The organism is Paenibacillus sp. FSL R5-0470, from assembly GCF_037975205.1.
Lineage (GTDB): Bacteria > Bacillota > Bacilli > Paenibacillales > Paenibacillaceae > Paenibacillus_AQ.
In genome coordinates this window covers 3,260,460-3,279,952 of sequence record NZ_CP150238.1, presented here as the reverse complement: position 1 = coordinate 3,279,952, position 19,493 = coordinate 3,260,460, and the positions used below count along the sequence as shown (strand labels likewise).

The window sequence follows — 19,493 nt, the reverse complement described above, 5'->3', positions numbered from 1 at the left end:
AACATATTTTAGGATTGTTATTCCTTTTGATAGCAGAACCAATCATAATATGCGATTGTTCGGTTGATAGAGTAGTTATACATCCCAAAGAACACTCCGGTAAATCCGCCTGCCACTTCAGTAGAGATCAAGTGTGTCTCCGCTTCACCTAGTGGATGCCATAACTGATCTGCACCTCGATAAGAGAACAAATATTTCTCAGGTAATGCTTGAATCTTCAATTCTACGACTGTGTCTTCCAATGGAGAAGAATATTTCACATCACTTATGCTACCCACTTGTCTTCGCAGCGTAATCACATTTTCACCTTCTACCTGGGTTAGTCCGATTTCGTAGTGATACATCTGATCCATAAACACAACAAGACCCGCTTCATCACCATCTAGTGGGTTGAATTCCATTTTAGTGGAGATTTCACAATCCAAGTGACGCTGTCTACAGCCAATAAATGCAGGCGTTCCCTGTTCACTTAATCTCACATCAGCTCCATGTAATGCTAGCCACCCTGGTCGCTCCTGCAAAGACCAATCGACTTTTTTAGCATTGCGAATAAAATTCCAGCTCATTCCTAAATCAGATCGATTAAAATCATCGGTCTCAGGCTCGTCTTCCCATAGCACTGGTGGTGGAGTGTCAGCTTCCATTTCTAATCCAACATCACCGTGATCTCCAATCATCGGCCATCCATCTCCACTCCAATGGACCGGAGCAAGAAATGTCTCTCTGCCAAGATGATGTCGATATGGATATCCTACTGGTCGAATCCCTAGAAATACCGCCCACCAGCTGCCATCCTGTGCTTCTACCAGATCGCCATGTCCCGTAGCTTGTATAGGGTAATCCGAGCTCCGGTGAGTCAAAATGGGATTCCGGGGTGAGGATTCATAGGGTCCATAGGGTGATTTACTTCTTGCTATGGTTTCCATGTGTCCATATTCTGTCCCGCCTTCAGCACACATTAAATAATAGTAGCCATTTATTTTATAAAGATGTGGTCCTTCAGGAAATTTACCGCCACTGCCTGTCCATATCAAACGAGAATGGCACAGCTTATGGCCCGTTTCAATATCAATCTCACATTGGTAGATTCCCATACCATCCTTGGTGCCAGTGCTTGTAAAATATACTTTTCCATCGTCAAAAAATAGGGATGGATCAATCCCTTCCTGATCCACATAAATAGGATCCGACCACTCACCTGCTGGATCCACCGTCCAAACATAGAAATGTCCACCGCTATCCTGATTTGTCGTCACCATGTAGAATCGACCATTATGATGACGAATAGTTGGTGCCCACACCCCTCCAGACACGACCGATTTATCAAATTGAAGCTGGGAATCACGTGTTAAGCAATACCCGAGCTGCTTCCAATGGACTAAATCTTTACTATGCCAAATGGGTATTCCCGGAGAGTAAGCAAATGAACTGTTTACCAAAAAGTAATCCTCGCCTACTCTGCAAATGCTTGGATCTGGATAAAAACCTGGTAATATCGGATTGTTATATTTCATGAAGCATTCTCCTTTTGTTGAACATTTGAATCTATGTCAAGGATTATACTCCACTAGCTAAACGATAAACCTTGATTATCCAGTCGTAAAATAGCATGATATAGACATTCATCTAGACATGCTTTTGGAGGGTTACGAATTGAGCGAATTTTATTTGAATTGGTTTACATCAGATCAGAAATTCCCATTCTTTATTCAATACGGCTTTCACGACAATGATACTGACCTTCATAGACATGTGGACTTTTCAGAGCTCGTAATCGTCTTGAGTGGTACTGCTACGCATATTGTGAATACCGAAGAATCATTCATCAAGAAGGGGAATGTTTTTGTGATTAACGGTTCAACCCCGCATGCTTTTAAAGATCCTCAGGATTTTAAGATCTGTAATATTATGTACAAGCCTGAAATGCTGTCGACGGCTGGATCGGATCTGCGAACTTCGAACGGCTTTCAGGCGCTGTTTGTATTGGAACCGTTGTATCGTCATAAACATGCCTACACAAGTAAACTAAGCTTGCCAATTCCCATGCTGGAGTTTGTCACTGCACTCATTGCCGGTATGATTGAAGAATATAGCCACAAGCTTCAAGGATATCAGACGTTGCTCGTCTCACGGTTTATGGAACTGGTTGTCTATTTATCAAGGCATTATGAAAAACAGGATAAAAGCAGCCAGGATAATCATCTAATACATTTGGCGAAGTCGCTCTCTTTTATGGAAGACCATTATCTTGAAGCGTTGTCGCTGGATCAAATCGCCGTACACGCAGGGATATCTGTTAGACACTTAAACCGGATCTTTCGCTCTTACTATCAGACGACTCCAATCTCCTATCTCCATCGAATGCGTCTGGAACGGGCTTGCAGCTTGTTGAAGCATTCTAACTTCAGTATTACTCAGATCTCACATGAAAGCGGGTTTAGCGATAGCAATTACTTTACACGACAGTTCACCAAAACCTACGGTATGTCTCCAAAGGCTTATCGGAAGAAGCTATAAAGGAACTGTTCACTCGCCCTTTTCAGAAGGAATTGTGTCGTTAAGTTCTTTGTTCCATAGAATAGCTTAATGATGTTTCTGGAGTTCTACTTGGTCAAAAGAGGTGAAACGATGAGTTTTTCTATGAACGGGGGAGCGCCCTCTGGATATTACCGAAGCGTCTTGGAACTTGAAACAGAATGGGGACAAAAAAGAACTATCCATGAAGGTGGACAGGTTATTCCGTTTGATTTCGGTCAGGTGGCCGAGTTCACCGCTCCTAAAAGCATTGAATCGAGTATTCATCCTGCACTGACGCCTTATTGTTTACAGCCGTTTGGCGGATACGTAGCCACTATCTCGAGTGGAAGGGTATGGGGAGAATCTGGTGCTGTTCTATCTCCGGAGGGAAAGCTGATCTTTGATCTGTCACAGGAATATGACGCCGTTCAAAATAGAATGCTAGAAGCAGAAGAACACCCTGTGTTCCACCGGTGGAATGATCCAAAACTTCAATACTTAGAAGGAACCGTGGCTGTGTTGACGTTTTGCGGAAGCCATAACTATTTCCACTGGTTGTATGATGTGCTCCCTAGGCTGGCGATGCTTAAAACGAGTGGAATTCCTTATACCTCTATCATCATGAATCCAAATCCATATGGACCATTTGTGGAACAAACCTGGGCTATGCTCGGTATATCAGAGTCTTCAGTAATCCGGACAAATCCTGAAGCTTACTTTGAAGCTGATCAGCTACTTGTCCCTTCTTTGATGATGAATTCCCACTATCCCCCGTGGACCACGGATACGCTACGTAAATTATTGCTGCCTCATAAGGAATCAACACTCCCTACACCTGAGCGTATTTATATTTCTCGAAACAAAGCAAGCACCAGGCGCTTAGTCAATGAAGAGGAAGTTATACGCTGCCTTGAAGAATATAGCATTCAACCTATTTATCTTGAGGATTGGACGGTTGCCCAGCAAATCCAGTTATTCGCTTCGGCAAAGGTAATCATGGGAGCACATGGCGCTGGACTGGCCAATCTGGCTTTTTGTCAATCTGGAACACAAGTTATTGAAATTGTTCATGAACAGCATGTCGTTCCAACGTATTGGATGATCAGCAACCATAACGCTCTTGATTATTACATGATGTATGGTCAAGGCTGGCCAGATCCTGCTATTCGTTTTCCGGGGTTCGAAGATATCTATGTGGATATAGATCGTCTGAAGCAGATTTTGCATTTGGCAGGTTTGAATACTTAGCCTATCGTCATTGAGCTTGTCTACGCTTCTTAAAGAGAAATTTGCGGGTTTCTGGTTTTTTAAAGCGATGTGTGTGTTTTGTTCAATACTGAACAGGTCCTATAAAAGTGTTCATTTTTTTTGAAAGTAAGGAGAAACTCAATTGTCTAAAGTGGATAGAAGGATTCTTAAATCGCAAGAAGCACTTAAGAAAGCTGTTATTGAACTGATGTCCGAGAAGAATTTTGACGACATTACCATACAGGATCTCTCCGACAAGGCAAATGTAAGCCGAGGAACCATTTATCTTCATTATCAGGATAAATATGATTTATTAGACAAGCTTATCGAGGAACATATAGAAGTTCTTAGAGTACTTTGCGAATCGGCAGCAGATTTAGATTTTATTGAGGCCACGTTAAAGTGGACGGAATACTTCGATAATCATTATTCTTTTTTCTCTATGATGCTTGCGAGCAAAGGCGCTCCTTATTTCCGTAATCGGTTCTTAACCTTTCTTCAAAAAGAGTTTAGACATGAAGTAAATGTAACGGAAGGGATAAACCACGGATTAAATGAAGAGGTTATCATTAGTTTTGTGGCATCAGCTTATGCAGGGGTTGTGGAATGGTGGTTCAAGAATGAGAAGCCTGTAACACATCAAATCTTGGCTGAACAACTTGGGACTTTGTTGGAAAGGAATTTATAACTCCACCATCGGAAAACCGATTGATATACAAAGCACCGTCTGATAAATTCTTCAGGCGGTGCTTTGCTTTTATTTTTCTGCAGAACGGTTCTTATTTCCGGTAATTCTTCGTTCTTTCATCCTCTATAACACCATTCCAATTCATTCCAAAGGCAAAATCATATACATTTCCTTCTGAATCCGCATGACATTCCATGTCATGTGCCACATCTTCCAGCTGCTCTTCTACCGTTTGCATACCTGATGGCATTTGTACTGGGAGCAATCCCGAAGGCTCCTCGGCACCCGTTAACACCTCCATAAGTGCTTGATCCTGTAACCCAAAATTAACAAGTATAGCATCAGCCTCTCCCTCAAATTCGGCAACAACCGAAGGATTGGACAATAACATCGACACAATTACCGGTTTGTCTTTCATCAGCTTGCGAGCTTCCAGGACACGATCCAAATCGCTCTCATTATGCGTAACAACGGTTTTTCCTTTATAAGAACGGTTAAGTACATCGTTATCTCGCGCATCTCCAGCTAAGCTCTGCTCCCGAGCATGTTCCGCAGTGTACGGTCTATATTGCAAGCTAATGGATACATAGCCGTTACCGCCTTGCTCAGAATCTTCCTGACTAAAGCCTACTCCTGATTTAGGACTGCTTATGAAGACAAGAGCAAAGTCTGCTTTTTCCGGCTGATCTGTCACATGATAATATTTAGACACAACATCCAGGTTCACCGGATATTCTGTCTTTTCCGGCGTTGGGTTGCCGAACCAATCCTTTCCTGCTGGAGTATAACGCTTCGGAACATATACGGTTTGTTTCGCTGCCAACGGCAATACCCGATTTTTGTTCTTCAGCAGCACGATCGACTTCAGCTGTGCTTCATAGCCTGATTGCATAAACTCAGGATTCCCAACAATCTGAGCGCTCTCCTCAGGCTTCAAATACGGGTTCTCGAAGAGACCCAGACGGAAAATATTAAGTAGAATCCGAACAGCTGACCGCTCAAAGCGATTCCGCATCCATACCTCTCCATGCTCAGCTACTCCCATTCGGTATGCTTCAAGGACGGGCTCCATCTCATTATTGCCGCCGAATTGGTCAACGCCTGCCATCAAGAGCTTGTAATGCCGTTCTGCGACGGACATACCCTCTACGCCCCAAGGTTTACCACTGAGAAAGGAATCCTTACTATCTGATTCGTCTGCTGTAATGAGCCAATCTGTGCACACAACGCCATCGTAACCGTATTTTTCCCGAAGCAGATCGGTAATAAGATAGGAACTATAAGAATTTCCGACATTCTCCCCGTTCAACTGATCTTGATTTGTAGAAATTGTGTAGTATGGCATGACCGCTGAAGCCTGCTTGGTTGGACCATCCAGCTTAAAAGCTCCTTCTGTAAAAGGAATAAGATGTTCATCAAAGTTACCGCCCGGATAGACAGCATATTTGCCGCAAGCATAATGTGCATCCCTTCCGCCTTCCCCGGAACCACCGCCAGGCCAGTGTTTTACCATAGCGTTCACACTGTCATATCCCCAGCCTTCGTTAATCTCCCGGTCATCTTCCGAGCTCTGGAAGCCGTCGACATAAGCCTTTGCCATGTCAGCAGATAACTTCGAATCCTCGCCAAAAGTGCCGTTAAAACGAAACCATCGTGGATCTGTAGCAATATCGATTTGCGGCGATAGCGCCGTCGCTAGACCAAGTGCACGATACTCACGTGAGGCAACTTGCCCAAAACGATAGGTGATCTTCGGATCGAAGGTTGCCGCAAGGCCCAGCGTCTCCGGCCACATGGAGATTTGTCCACCAGCTCCAGCATTAAACTCTGAGCTAGAATCTGAGCCATGGCGTGGGTCGGAGCTGTTGTTGGCTGGAATCCCAAGGCCGGTTCCTTCTGCAAATGCCTGCACCTGATTGTTCCACAGAGCAGCTATTTCTGGACTCTCCACGGTGGTCACCAGAATATGTCTCAGATAGTCCTGTGCCAGAAATGCTAATTGTTCATCGGTAAGCTCCCATGGCTTAGCTCCGCTCTCCTCATAGGGTTTACCGTTATATGTTCCTGAGAACCAGCTGCTACTAAGTGCTGGTATGGATTGATGACGACTATACAGCATGAGTCCAGCAATTTGTTCAATACTCATTTGTGAAGCTAGATCTTCAGCCCGCTCTCGCGGCGTCAATCGCCAGTCCTCATATTTATCCAGCTTGCCATTACGATTCAGATCTTTGAAGAAAAGTCCGTCCTGCTCGAGAATCTGCACTCCAGAATCCGGGGAATAACCCAAGGTTGGACCGCCCTTATTGCTTACGTAAGAAATGGTATGAAGGCTTTTAGTGTTAATAGTCTCTCTCTGATTCATATGGTTTCCCTCCACTGTTTTCTTGTTTGTTTTTTTCTTAAACCAGATTGGCTTTTTGTGATTGCGCTTCGACAGCTGTTAGTTCAGCAGTTTGAGCTCTTTTCTCTGTTCCCACTTCTGGAAGTGGCTTCACTGCCAGCATACCGAGTATAGTGCAGACGGCAAGGAAGATGTAAAAGAAGGTCCAGCTGCCAATGCCTAACAGCACAGGAGCGATTGCTGGAACAATGGACTGAGGCAACGCATTAGCTACGTTCATAATCCCGAAGTCTTTGGCGGAATCCTCTTTACTTGGAAGAATCCGTGCAACGAGTGCCATATCTACGGCTGAGAAGCAGCCAAAGCCCAATCCGATCACTGCAGCTCCGGCAATGTAGGCCGGATAACTTGGCACAAAGGCAAACAACAGAACCCCAATAGCAATGATGAACCCTGAAACAATCAGGAATGGTTTTTGCTTACCAAATTTATCTGACAACACCCCACCGAAGATACTTGTAATTGCAACACCCACTAACATAACGATATTAATCGTAGCAACCTTTGCGGTGGCCAGCTCTTCCGTAAGTCCCATCCGGTTTACCAGCATGACTGTGAGGTATAAAGTGCTACAATATCCCATCATGATCAGGAACTTGGATACGAAAGCCCAAGAGAATTCCGGGAATTTACGTGGACTAGGAAAAATCGTACTCAGCTTCTTACCCAGCGATATTTGATTATGTGTCTTGGGAACAAGTTCTACTTTACCTTCTTTAATAATCAACGTACTGAGAAGTGGACCTATGATGCCGATTACACCTAGCAAAAGCCACTTAATTTCTGAAGAAACTGAAGTCATCAATGTCATCATGATCATCCCTACCGTCATAGCGATTGGAATAGTGAGACCGATTAATCCGGAGATTGTCCCTTGTTTCTCCTGAGGTACTTGGTCTGGAATAAGCGCTGTATAGGCTGCCATCCCTACATTGAAGAAAAATTGTGCGACTGCCCAGCCAATCATGATCTGCCAAGGCTCGTTGGCGAAACCAGTACATACCAGCGCAGCACAGCCAACTAGTGGACCTAGGATAATCCACGTGCGCCGCCGTCCGAACGAAAGATGGGTTCGGTCACTGAGTGCACCGCCAATCGGATTTCCGATAAGAGCAAAGAATGCACCTATTCCTGCAACCAGTCCATAGGAAGAGGTATATCCATTCGGATCCACTTCAATCATTTTAAAGGTCAGCAGCAAGGTGGCAGGTGTCATCAGTGCCAGCATCATCATGCCGTAACCAAGCAGAATACCAAAGGTCAATCTACGAAAAGGGGTGTGAACCTGCCCTTTAATCGATGCTCCAGTCATTGTAATTCCTCCTCGTCCTTTTAGAAAACGTTTACAATTTGATTATAAAATAAACCACCTCTTGGAGGAGAGGTGGTCAATTACACACTTTTAGGTTCATTTTTAATCTAAATGAAAGCGTTTCAATATCATTCATCAAGATGAAGCTTAAAAATTGACTCATTTTCTCATAACAATGGAGTCAGCTCAATGAGCTCTACGCTATGAGGTTCCATTCTAATGACAACAGAAAACTCTTCACCTACTTCAAGAATCTGAATGTGTCTACCTGGAAGAGAGGCAGCTTTTAGATAAGCAGTGTCCTCTGCAGTCAGAACGGGTGGAGCCCCCATTTCTACCCACTTGTCAAAGCTGCTGCCATGTGCCCTGCTGATCGTATGGTTCACTTGCTTATATCTGCCAGATGGTAATCCAGTTAATGTGAGTTCAATTTTAAGAAGTCTCTCGTTTTTGAAGCCACTATAACGACTAATAGATGTAATGAATGAAGTATCACCAAGCGCGTACAAATCATCAAAATGACAGTAATTATAAGCCAAAATCTGATAACCACCTCTTCCAGCCGTCACGATATAACCCTCTTCGTGTGCGACTAGCCGATTCCCCAGCTTACCGAGCATTTCATAGGCATTCATAGCCGCTTTCGGAATTCCATACTGAGCCATAAGTCCAAGTCCACCATGAAATATCTGGGATGAAGCCGCTGTTTCTTCAATATTGTCACTCAGTACCCAATATCCGAACCCACTGATGCTGTCGAGATTTTCGATGATATTTTTTACGATATATGCAGCTTTATATAATGTGTCATTGGTCAGTTCACGATGAAATGCCGTTGAATTCCATTCGGTTAAATATAGCTCTTGTCCGTTAAGTCCCAGCTCAGCGAGCAGTCCGATTTCACGCTCCAGCGATTCCTTCAAATAATCGGGGTTTGGGGACACTTTGCTGAACCCCTCTACTGTAAGTGGAGATATTTCTTTTTCACTTAATCGTTCTTTAAGCACCCAATTTTTACTAAGCAGATCATCCATGTCCTCATGCGGATAAAAATGTAACGGGATAAAGTCTGGAAGACAACCCCGTTCTTTGCAGAAAGCAAAAAACTGTTCACAAAACGCATTGGAGTTCAGAGTAATAATTCTACCGGGAGCGCCAATCTGAAGGGTCGGAGAGATGGCTTTGAGGGTGTCGAACGTTCGGGCATACAATTCGTAGTACGCTTCTTCCGTCGCAGGCCAGAACAAACCATATTCCGGTTCGTTCCAGAATTCAAACTTCCAGCTTTCCACCTCTTCAAGACCGTACCGATTGAGACAATGGCGAATAAACTGATCTACCAATTCACACCAGCGGTCCATGGATTTAGGCGGACTCACGTAACTCTTTTCATAAAACACATGTTTACTGCTGTCTGCTGCGAGATCAAAAGGCATAAACCCCAGTTCTATAAAAGGCTTCAAGCCGATCGATAACAAAAAATCAAACAACTGATCTACAAAGCGAAAATTAAAATGTGCCTGCCCTTCGTGATCCTCCTGGTACACCATCATTGAATCATCAAAAATTCCATGAAAACGCAAATAGCGAAACGGACACCGCTCTTGTACATATTTCAAATGAGCTTGTACATCACTTTGAAGTCCTTCATTTGCTTTACTAATCGTAATGATATTTTTCCAGCTATGCTGGATTTGCCGCTGAATCCTGTCTAATGGAATACTCGCAGATAGCTGAACAACCGCATGTACGGGTTCAAGCTGGTGCGACTGACTACGCCGGAGGAATTGCCGAACAATGCCCAGTGCGCTGGATTGATTAAATGCTAAGTAGCCGGAAGCAGAACCTTCCTGTTTCGCATGAGTTTGAGGCCGATATTTTTTGCGATATTCATGTGGTGTAATATGATATCGGCTTTTGAATGCAGCGTAAAAAGATTTTGCGTTTGGAAAGCCCTGCTCAAGTGCCAGCTCAGCAAGCGAATGTTCTTGATCTCTTAAAAGGGCTTCTACGGTATTTTTTAAACGAATGCTGGTTAAGTAAGTCTGGAAGTTGACCCCAATGTTCTCGCTAAAAAATTTGGACAAATACGGCACCGACAAATACTCTCGTTCTGCGATTGTCTGCAGCGACACCGGGTCTTTATAATGTTCATCTATATAAGTGATGATGCTCATCATTCGTTCCATATATTTTATATTCATCGCTTCGCCGGAATTTGGCAGTTTAAACTGTTTGACCAAAATAGAGAATAACCCAAGCATACGCGCTTCCATCTCCAGCTCATAGGCTTCTCCGCCTTTATACTTCAGCTGTACCATTTCAGCCATGAGCTGACGCATGTTATCTAAGCCATTTTGCTTCTCAGGACCGACTTCAGCAGAATAACATTCAAAGCTGATCTTCTCCACATTGTGGATATGCTGCTTAAGATAGGTTGTTGGGATTTGAAAGGTCGCGATGATATTCTGATCTAATCCGATAACTTCATGCACGTAACACTGGTTAATGAGTAGCATATCGCCTTCTTTAAGCCTATATTGACGGTTTCCGGTCGAAACCTCTAGATTACCGGACAGCACAAAAATCAGCTCCACACTCATATGCCAGTGATTCGGCACAAAGTTGACGCTATGTAAAGAAACATCAAACGGTAATTTGCCTTCGGTCTCAAGCTGCTCATAGCTGGAATGGCTCAAATAATCACTTCCTTGTTTACATTATCTTGTAGTAGCATACAATGTAGCGTTTCGGCGGTCAATTCGATGGTCTGTGGTCACCTCGCTAATAAAAAAACACTGATCCAAGTCAGTGTTTTTTCATAAGCTATACAAATGTTTCTTTAAATCGCTCGTTTGAACTGGGTATTGTATAACTCGTAATAGGCGCCCTGCATCGCAAGCAGCTCCTCATGACTTCCTTGCTCAGCAATTCCTCCACCCTGGATCACGAGTATGCGATTGGCGTCCTGGATCGTACTTAGCCTGTGGGCGATTACAAAGCTTGTTCGACCCTTCATCAAATTCTTCATTGCTTGTTGAATGTGCATTTCCGTACGTGTGTCCACGCTACTGGTTGCTTCGTCAAGAATTAATATGGCAGGATCAGCTAAAATTGCGCGAGCAATCGTTAACAGCTGGCGCTGGCCATGACTCAGATTACTGCCTTCTGCATTGAGGAGGGTCTCGTAACCATGCGGCAATCTTTTGATAAAAGCATCCGCATTGGCTAGCTGCGCCGCTTGCTCAATCTCTTGATCGGTCGCATCGAGTCGGCCAAACCGAATATTCTCACGAATCGTTCCCGAGAATACATGCGCATCTTGCAGCACCATCCCTAGTTGACTACGAAGTGCGTTTTTATTCAGCTCTCGGATGTCGCGACCATCAATTCGTATGGAACCGCCATTCAAATCATAAAATCGGATCAGCAGGTTAACGATGGTTGTTTTACCTGCTCCTGTTGGGCCAACGAGTGCAATTTTCTCCCCAGGTGTTGCTTCAAACGTAACGCCCGACAGAATCGGGGAATCCGCTTTGTAAGCAAAAGAAACGTCCTGAAAAACAACCTCCCCTGTTAATCTTGGGAGATCCTCACTTTCTTCATCCCCGTATTCGGACGGCATCTCCAAAACCTCAAACACACGCTCTGCACCGGCGATTGCAGATTGAATTAAATTGTACTGGTTAGCAAGATCAGAAATGGGTCTACCGAACTGTTTGGAATAGGTAAGGAAGCTAACGATTATACCAACCGTAGCCATGTTATGGAAAGCCATCCAACCCCCAACCCCGGCAATGATCGCAAAACCAAGGTTATTAATCATGTTCATCACGGGTCCTACTAATCCTGATACGATTTGTGCCTTAATGCTGACCTTATTCAGTTCTCCACTTATTTTTCGGAATCGTTTAACTTCTGACTCTTCCCTACTGTATTGTTTGACCACCTTTTGTCCGCTGATGGTTTCTTCGATGAACCCGCCAAGTTCACCTAAATATCGCTGCTGATTTCTAAAATAAGTGCGGCTTAAACCAATGATTTTTCGACTAGCCAATAATACGAGCGGGATCGTGATTAATGAGACTACAGTCAACGGAACGTTCAGCATTAACATAATAACGAGGGAGCCGCTTAGTGTAATCAAACTATTTAACAATTGGGTTACACTCTGATTGAGTGTGCTGGATACACTCTCTATATCGTTAGTTGCCCGGCTCATCAATTCTCCGTTAGCCCGAGTGTCAAAAAATTTAATGGGCAGCTGCTGATACTTGCTGAACAGATCACGGCGCAGCTCAAAAACAGTATTCTGCGAAACAGATGTCATGACGTATGCTTGCACCCAGGCAACTACACTGCCTAGCCCATAAATGCCAATAAGGAGTATGCAAAACCGAATAAGACCCTGATAATCGTGTGGAATAACCGCAGTATCAATCGCTTTACCGATGAGATACGGTCCGATTAATGAAAGAAGTGCATTCAACACAGTAAATACATATACAATGATTAACCCGAACCGCTGACGATTCAAATAAGTCCAGATGCGTTTAAGCGTGCTCGCTTGATTTTTGGCGCGCACGATTGGCACAGCGCCGCCGCGTCCGGGGCCAGATCCCGGTCCTATCCCTGGTCCGAATCCGCCTGGTCTATGGATAGGGGGAGTGTTCATGCCGTTGTCATGCTTTGACATAAGGAACCTCCTCCCCTTTCATCTGTGATTTCCAGATGTCTCGATAAATTTCACTGCTACTCATTAGACCATCATGTGTACCTTGTACAGCAATTCGGCCGTTTTCTAGAATTAAGATGCGGTCCGCGTCAATCACTGATGTGACACGCTGAGCAATCATTATATTAGTGCTGCTACTCAGCCGTTTTTTTAACATTTGCCGAATTCGTGACTCAGTCGCCGCATCGAGCGCACTCGTACTGTCATCCATGATGAGAATTGTTGGCTGTATTAACAACGCCCTTGCAATCGAAAGCCGTTGCTTCTGCCCACCGGACAAGTTGATGCCTCGTTGGCCAAGCACTGTATCATAACCCTGTGGTAGCTCTAAAATAAAATGGTGCGCTTCAGCAGCTTTTGCTGCTTGTTCCACTTCTTCATCCGTAGCCTCCGGTCTGCCATATCGGATATTATCACGGATTGTTCCGCTGAACAGAATGGCTTGCTGCATAACGTAACCGATCTTGCGGCGTAAATGTTCCAAAGAAATTTGCCGAGTGTCGGAACCATCAATTGTGATTGATCCAGAAGAAACATCGTAAAGGCGTGGAATGAGGCTCACCAAGGTTGATTTACCAGCGCCTGTGGCTCCAAGGATGGCTACAGTTTCACCTGGCTCAGCAGTGAAATTGATGCCATCTAACACGAGGTTCTCATCCGCAGGATCATAGGCAAAGGAAACGTTGTCAAATACAATCCGACCGTTTAGTATCGTATCTTTTTTAGATTCGGTTACGTCTGTAATCTCGCTTATCGTAGAAAACACTTCATTCTCCCGATCTGCGGAGACCTTTGCACGCGAGAAGAATGTGAGCATATTGCTCAACATCAGCATAGACATCAACAATTGGGTGATATAGTTAATGAAGGCGATTAGCTGACCGACCGGCAGCGAGCCGTTCCAGCTCTGCAGCCCACCAAACCAAAGAACAGCTACGATACTGACATTGAGCACAAGCATCATGAGCGGCATATTTAACGACATTAATCGCACCGCTTTTATCGCAGTTTCTGTGTAATCCTTATTAGCTGTATTAAACCGTTTCTGTTCATGCTTAGCACGGACGAAGGCTTTGACTACACGGATACCCGATAAATTTTCCTGTAATACTGTGTTGACGCCGTCTAATTTGACCTGCATTTTCTCGAACAAAGGGAAAGAAAGTCGAATCAACCCATATAATATTGCAACCAGCAATGGCACGGCAACGACAAGGATAAGGGTTAGTGAAGGACTAATCCGTATAGCCATTATCAAGCTGCCGATTAATAACAATGGAGAGCGAATATTCCGCAAAATCATCTGAACAAAGGTTTGTAGCTGTACCACATCGTTTGTTAAACGAGTAATCAACGAGCCCGTCTTCAATTGGTCCAGATTCTTGTTTGAGAATTTCTGAATATGTTCAAACAGGTTAATCCGTAAATCATTCCCGAAATTTTGTGAGGCGATGCTCGAAAAAACGGTGCAGCCCACCCCACCAATTAGACCGACAAATGCTACTCCAAGCATGGTCAATCCCGTCGAATAAATATGTGATAAATCTTTCGTCATAATCCCATGATCCACAATGCTCGCCATTAGTGTAGGTTGAAGCAAATCCATAAACACTTCGAGCATCATCATAAGTGGTGCTAACACAGACCACAACCAATATGGCCTTAAGTAACTCTTAAGTTTCCACATTGCATCACCTTTTAAGATAAATATGTGATTTTTGATTTCATCGGTGTTCTTGGCTTAGCATTTGGAACTTCCTCCGGATATCCAATGCCAAATAGTCCAATCACATCGTAATCTTGCGGGACACCTAGAATTTCACGATTATGAGGTAAAGCACCTAAAGAAGCCCAATAGGCTCCAACCCCCACTTCATGTGCAGCTAATAAGAAGTTCTGTGCGAAACAAGCGGCAGCCATAACATTCTCGTCACGCTCAAACGCTGTTGCACCAGGTTTAGATAAGATAGCAAGAACTACAGGAGCATTTCCGAAATTCGTCTTATGCTTTAATTTAGCTCTAGTCTCAGGCCCGATAAATAGGAGTTCCCAAGGTTCGTTCATACGATGGTTTGGAGCATAACTAGCTGCTTCCAGCCAATTCAATAAATCATCCTCATGAATCGAATCCGCCTTAAATTGCTTAATACTTCTACGGGTTTTTATAAGATCAATGGTTTTCATTTTTTTGATCATTCTCCTCTTTTTTAATTTCGCCAACAGTCTTATCTTCCGGCGTTACTTCATGAATCTGAAAAATATGGATAAACTCTTCAATGATCGCTTCCGTTGCCTTCAATTCACCGCTAATCACTTGCTTGATCGAATCCAGCTCCGGTGTTTGCAGCTGCCGCTGTAAAGTGGCTCGATTCACATTCAGCTTTTCCAAAAATGCTAGAGCTCTGCCGCGACGAAAAGTTTGTGCACTTTTTGGGGGACCATCCATAGAATCCATCCCATGTCTGCTCATATGCTCGCGATCTCTATGCTCTCCACGGTCTTTGTGATCCCCATGTTCTCTATGACCGCGTTTTCCGAAATGTCCATCACGCATATTTACTCCTCCTTTACTTTGTATACATATGTATACGTTTCGTTTATGTATACAAATGTATACGTCCGATAGTTTTCTGTCAAGTTATCTTTTTCATTAGCAAGATCCACAAAGAAAAAACCGCACAAAGTGCGGTCAGCTTGGAGAGATGCTATTCAATTTACTGACCAAGATTTTTTGTTATATCTCAACTATTGTTGATTAACCTTCTTTAATCTTTGCGGCTCCTTAGGATCTAGTTGCTTCCAATCTGATGCATCTCTGTCTGTGAAAATATAATCCGTATCTGGTTCATTAGCAAATCTAACATATACAGGGAACTTCGGCATTGAGCTCAGTTTAGCTTTAATACTCAGTAAATCAGATTCAGAGTATCCTTCAACATTGATCAAATATTCTCTTAAGTTTTTCTCAAGTGAATTATATTTAAACTGAAGTGCTGCGTACATTCCTAGAACGAGCAGAGTAATAATTACAACGGAGATAGCTACAAACTTTCTAATTCTAGAAGCACCTCCTGTAGTAAGTCTATTTTAAGAACAATCATTTTCTGTGTTAATGTGAGTTGATTAATGTAGAGACGAATTAATGTTATAAAGATCGAGCAAGACGAAATCCAAGATCATCCACACTAAATGTGGGATGGCTGCGACGACGACAGGTTGCTCCACAGCCCCTAGCCTCTTCAGCCCAGCTGCCTCCTCGAAAAATCCGATAGGAGCCGTACACTTGTTCATCATATAAATCCCAGCACCACTCCCAAACATTCCCTAACATATCATAAAGCCCCCATGCATTCGGTTCTTTCGTCCCTACAACATGGAGTACACCATCTGAATTTTCATTGTACCAAGCTATCTTATCTAGCTCGCCATATTGATAGCCAGTAGTTTCTGCTTTACATGCATATTGCCACTCTGCTTCTGTTGGAAGTCTATAGCCATTGGATTCCCTATCCCAAATAATATGATCTCCATCGTCACTGATAACATAAGCTTTTTTCAATCCAGCCTTCTGAGAAAGCAGATTACAGAAAGAAATAGCATCATTCCAAGAAACATTCACCACAGGTATAAGATTTTCGACGGATGACTTCGTTGTTTTTTTAGTAACAATATTGTATAGATCCACTGTTACAGGATTCGGTGCAAGAAGAAATGGTTTTATTTCAGTCTTCCATTTAGTTTTTATTCGATCGTCTCTTAATTCTATTGCTCCCCCTAGAATTTTAACCATTGGATTGTTCAAGTAGCGTTCAATTTCGTTTGACACTTTATCTTCTCCCATCTTTTTAACAAAATCCAACTCATGAAGATGTATGAATTCAAATAATACTAATCAAGTATTGACAGGGTATAAAGATTAGAACTATAATCTAAACAATTCCTAGAAAAATACTATGAATTACATAATGTTCAAAATATCTAATTATATTCAGGTTGACCAGAAGAAGGAGTGTAGACAAATGCCAAATGTTCAAACTTTCAAAGCAACTGCCCATTTACAAGATGGGGTTAAAGTCATTACTAAAGCAAGACAATTCGAGCTCGTCATCGATGAGCCACAAAATCTTGGGGGTACGGATACAGGAATGAATCCTGTTGAAGCTTTGCTTGCTTCTTTAGGGGCCTGCCAATCTATTGTGGCTCGAGTTTATGCTTCCAAATTTGAGGTAGAGCTTGAAGATTTCAGAGTAGATGTTGAAGGTGATCTGGACCTCGATGGATTTTTCAACCGTTCTGAAGTCCGTCCCGGCTATTCCGATATTCGATATACATTCTACATAAAGACCCCATCCCCTGCCGAGAAGGTCGAAGCATTCGTACAATTTTTAGAAAGCAAATGCCCTGTGGGTGACACGATTGCTGCACCGGTAAATCTTAAGCTGAACCGTATCGTGATTGAAAATTAACCGATTGATTAGCTAAATATTATCAAGGGCTGTGAGGTTGCATAAAGCAACTTTACAGTCCTTTTTCATTTCAACCTCTCATCCATCATATAATACTAAAAATGAAGGACCTCGGAGGTACCTAAGGAATGAATCCTATACTGAGCACAGTAGATAATGAGATCGAGCGTTTAACGGCATTCCTGATTGATCAACAGCAGCAAGATGGATCTTGGCACTTTTGTTTTGAGAATGGAATCGTTATCGATGCCTATGTCATCATTCTCTTTCGGATTTTGAACGTACAGAATGAAGCCCTGATCAGGCAGCTACATGATCGTATTCTTGCTGAGCAACAGTCCGCTGGATTCTGGCAATTGTATAGAGATGAAGAAGATGGTAACTTATCCACCTCGGTTGAAGCCTACTACGCCCTTCTCTATTCTGGGTACAGTAAGGTGACAGATGAGCCGATATTGCGTGCAAAGCATTATATTCAATCCAAAGGAGGAATTGGAAAAGTAAGTAGCATCCTAACCAGAGTCATTCTCGCAGCTACTGGACAGAGTAAATGGCCTTTATCGATCTCTTCGATTCCCCTAGAAGTTCTGTTGTTCCCGTCTTATTTTCCTATTAACTATTTTGAGTTCTCTGGCTACTCAAGAGTGCATCTCACGCCTATGCTTATTATGGCCGATCGACGATTCTCGATCTCAACAGCGAATGCTCCTGATCTATCTGATCTCATAGACACACGCATTGAAGATGCTGAACCCGCTTCCCGTGGATATCATGAGCTGCAGGACGTTATTCAAACTGGCCTAAGCAGACTTCTTGGAAGCCCTCGCTACATTCACGAAGTTGCCCGAACCAAAGCAGAACAGTTTATTCTCCGGCGGATTGAATCCGACGGGACTCTATACAGTTACGCAACTAGTACAATTCTTATGGTCTATGCCCTTCTGGCTCTGGACTATGACCAGCAGCATCCTCTGATTACGAATGCCATAAATGGGCTTACCGCGATGCAATGCCGTTCTGAAAGTAAAACAACAATTCAAAACTCTCCGTCTACGATATGGGACACGGCTCTAATCGCTTATGCTTTACAGGAGGCACAAATTCCCGATCATCATCTCGCGATTCAACGTGCTACTTCGTATCTGCTGACCAGACAACAGCATAAAACTGCTGATTGGAGTATTCATAATCCGGATACGACTCCGGGGGGATGGGGTTTCTCAGAATCTAATACGATTAATCCGGATGTGGATGATACGACCGCTGCTTTACGAGCCATTCGAAGTTTATCAATAACTCAGCCATCCTATCTAGAGTCATGGAATCGTGGACTGAACTGGGTCCTATCGATGCAGAATAAAGACGGTGGCTGGCCAGCTTTTGAAAAAAACACCAATAAAGAAATGCTCACTTGGCTCGCAATCGATGGGGCTAAATCTGCTGCTATTGATCCCTCGGAGGCAGATCTAACCGGGCGCACCTTGGAGTATCTCGGGAACTTTGCCGACCTTGATACGCGAAACGAATTCATCGGGCGAGGTGTGAAATGGCTGATTCAGCATCAGGAGAAGGATGGCTCATGGTACGGAAGATGGGGCGTTTGTTACATCTATGGGACTTGGACTGCCTTAACAGGATTGCAGGCCGTTGGCCTGCCACTGGAACATGAAACATTGCAAAAAGGAGCGAATTGGCTCCTAAGCATACAGAACTCGGATGGGGGTTGGGGGGAATCTTGTCATAGTGATCGGCTTTTGAAGTATGTACCATTAGGCGAAAGTACGCCTTCCCAAACTGCATGGGCGCTCGACGCACTCATCACTATTCAGCCGAAATCAACAGCTGCGGTGGAAAAAGGGATTGAAAGATTAATCATGTCTATTCATGAAGAGGATTGGAAAACTTCTTATCCAACTGGCGCTGGTCTCCCCGGTAATTTCTATTCCAATTATCATAGTTATCGCTATATCTGGCCGTTACTCACACTGAGTCATTTTAGAAAAAAATACGGTCAAAGATAATACTAGGTAATAACTAGCGTAGTCCTGCTTCACTTCTAAAGTGTCTCATAAAAGCTAGATCGCGACTTAATGTAGTCCTCTTTTGGATCTAGCTCTCCTTTC

15 protein-coding genes are annotated in these 19,493 nt (G+C 43.5%); 5 read left to right on the top strand and 10 right to left on the bottom strand.

Annotated features, from left to right (window positions below):
* Positions 1-17 precede the first annotated feature (17 nt).
* Entirely contained in the window at positions 18-1,514 is a 1,497-nt protein-coding gene (locus MKY99_RS14465) for a glycoside hydrolase family 43 protein (RefSeq protein WP_339271269.1), read from the bottom strand.
* Between the two features lie 139 nt (positions 1,515-1,653).
* Between MKY99_RS14465 and MKY99_RS14460 the strand changes: the two genes are divergently transcribed.
* From MKY99_RS14460 to MKY99_RS14450, 3 genes are all read left to right on the top strand, one after another.
* Positions 1,654-2,517: a helix-turn-helix domain-containing protein gene (locus MKY99_RS14460; RefSeq protein WP_339271267.1), complete on the top strand. Its 864-nt coding sequence runs from the start codon at positions 1,654-1,656 to the stop codon at positions 2,515-2,517.
* Between the two features lie 162 nt (positions 2,518-2,679).
* Positions 2,680-3,765, top strand: a complete 1,086-nt coding sequence (locus tag MKY99_RS14455) for a glycosyltransferase 61 family protein (RefSeq protein WP_339271265.1) — start codon at positions 2,680-2,682, stop codon at positions 3,763-3,765.
* A gap of 142 nt (positions 3,766-3,907) precedes the next feature.
* The gene (locus tag MKY99_RS14450; protein WP_339271263.1) at positions 3,908-4,453 is read left to right on the top strand and encodes a TetR/AcrR family transcriptional regulator; all 546 of its coding nucleotides are present in this window, start codon (positions 3,908-3,910) and stop codon (positions 4,451-4,453) included.
* Between the two features lie 91 nt (positions 4,454-4,544).
* Here MKY99_RS14450 and MKY99_RS14445 read toward each other — a convergent pair whose 3' ends face one another.
* From MKY99_RS14445 to MKY99_RS14405, 9 genes are all read right to left on the bottom strand, one after another.
* On the bottom strand, positions 4,545-6,818 hold the full coding sequence (locus MKY99_RS14445) for a glycoside hydrolase family 3 N-terminal domain-containing protein (RefSeq protein WP_339271261.1): 2,274 nt from the start codon (positions 6,816-6,818) through the stop codon (positions 4,545-4,547).
* A gap of 37 nt (positions 6,819-6,855) precedes the next feature.
* The gene (locus tag MKY99_RS14440) at positions 6,856-8,169 is read right to left on the bottom strand and encodes an MFS transporter (protein WP_339271259.1); all 1,314 of its coding nucleotides are present in this window, start codon (positions 8,167-8,169) and stop codon (positions 6,856-6,858) included.
* A 167-nt stretch (positions 8,170-8,336) separates the two neighbouring features.
* The gene (locus MKY99_RS14435) at positions 8,337-10,868 is read right to left on the bottom strand and encodes a helix-turn-helix domain-containing protein (protein WP_339271257.1); all 2,532 of its coding nucleotides are present in this window, start codon (positions 10,866-10,868) and stop codon (positions 8,337-8,339) included.
* A gap of 143 nt (positions 10,869-11,011) precedes the next feature.
* The gene (locus MKY99_RS14430) at positions 11,012-12,865 is read right to left on the bottom strand and encodes an ABC transporter ATP-binding protein (protein WP_339271255.1); all 1,854 of its coding nucleotides are present in this window, start codon (positions 12,863-12,865) and stop codon (positions 11,012-11,014) included.
* Positions 12,852-14,591 carry an ABC transporter ATP-binding protein gene (locus MKY99_RS14425; protein ID WP_339271254.1) on the bottom strand — a complete coding sequence of 580 codons (1,740 nt, stop codon included), beginning with the start codon at positions 14,589-14,591 and terminating at the stop codon, positions 12,852-12,854. Before MKY99_RS14425 ends, MKY99_RS14430 begins: the two co-directional genes overlap by 14 nt.
* An 11-nt stretch (positions 14,592-14,602) precedes the next feature.
* Entirely contained in the window at positions 14,603-15,088 is a 486-nt protein-coding gene (locus MKY99_RS14420) for a nitroreductase (RefSeq protein WP_339271252.1), read from the bottom strand.
* Positions 15,075-15,458 (bottom strand): hypothetical protein, encoded by a 384-nt coding sequence (locus MKY99_RS14415; protein WP_339248126.1) that lies wholly within the window; start codon positions 15,456-15,458, stop codon positions 15,075-15,077. Before MKY99_RS14415 ends, MKY99_RS14420 begins: the two co-directional genes overlap by 14 nt.
* 191 nt (positions 15,459-15,649) lie before the next feature.
* Positions 15,650-15,928 (bottom strand): hypothetical protein, encoded by a 279-nt coding sequence (locus tag MKY99_RS14410; protein ID WP_339271649.1) that lies wholly within the window; start codon positions 15,926-15,928, stop codon positions 15,650-15,652.
* Positions 15,929-16,049: 121 nt separating this feature from the next.
* Positions 16,050-16,745: an SUMF1/EgtB/PvdO family nonheme iron enzyme gene (locus MKY99_RS14405; protein WP_339271647.1), complete on the bottom strand. Its 696-nt coding sequence runs from the start codon at positions 16,743-16,745 to the stop codon at positions 16,050-16,052.
* 178 nt (positions 16,746-16,923) lie between these two features.
* Here MKY99_RS14405 and MKY99_RS14400 point away from each other — a divergent pair, with 178 nt between their 5' ends.
* Together MKY99_RS14400 and shc are read left to right on the top strand one after the other, a co-directional pair.
* On the top strand, positions 16,924-17,370 hold the full coding sequence (locus MKY99_RS14400) for an OsmC family protein (protein ID WP_042188137.1): 447 nt from the start codon (positions 16,924-16,926) through the stop codon (positions 17,368-17,370).
* A gap of 128 nt (positions 17,371-17,498) precedes the next feature.
* The gene (shc, locus tag MKY99_RS14395; protein WP_339271250.1) at positions 17,499-19,391 is read left to right on the top strand and encodes a squalene--hopene cyclase; all 1,893 of its coding nucleotides are present in this window, start codon (positions 17,499-17,501) and stop codon (positions 19,389-19,391) included.
* Positions 19,392-19,493 lie beyond the last annotated feature (102 nt).

Bases quoted from the DNA above. Each gene is read 5' to 3' on its own strand.
- MKY99_RS14405 (WP_339271647.1), bottom strand. From the start codon at position 16,745: ATGGGAGAAGATAAAGTGTCAAACGAAATTGAACGCTACTTGAACAAT.
- shc (WP_339271250.1), top strand. From the start codon at position 17,499: ATGAATCCTATACTGAGCACAGTAGATAATGAGATCGAGCGTTTAACG.
- MKY99_RS14425 (WP_339271254.1), bottom strand. From the start codon at position 14,591: ATGTGGAAACTTAAGAGTTACTTAAGGCCATATTGGTTGTGGTCTGTG.
- MKY99_RS14430 (WP_339271255.1), bottom strand. From the start codon at position 12,865: ATGTCAAAGCATGACAACGGCATGAACACTCCCCCTATCCATAGACCA.
- MKY99_RS14415 (WP_339248126.1), bottom strand. From the start codon at position 15,458: ATGCGTGATGGACATTTCGGAAAACGCGGTCATAGAGAACATGGGGAT.
- MKY99_RS14400 (WP_042188137.1), top strand. From the start codon at position 16,924: ATGCCAAATGTTCAAACTTTCAAAGCAACTGCCCATTTACAAGATGGG.
- MKY99_RS14465 (WP_339271269.1), bottom strand. From the start codon at position 1,514: ATGAAATATAACAATCCGATATTACCAGGTTTTTATCCAGATCCAAGC.
- MKY99_RS14420 (WP_339271252.1), bottom strand. From the start codon at position 15,088: ATGAAAACCATTGATCTTATAAAAACCCGTAGAAGTATTAAGCAATTT.
- MKY99_RS14445 (WP_339271261.1), bottom strand. From the start codon at position 6,818: ATGAATCAGAGAGAGACTATTAACACTAAAAGCCTTCATACCATTTCT.
- MKY99_RS14440 (WP_339271259.1), bottom strand. From the start codon at position 8,169: ATGACTGGAGCATCGATTAAAGGGCAGGTTCACACCCCTTTTCGTAGA.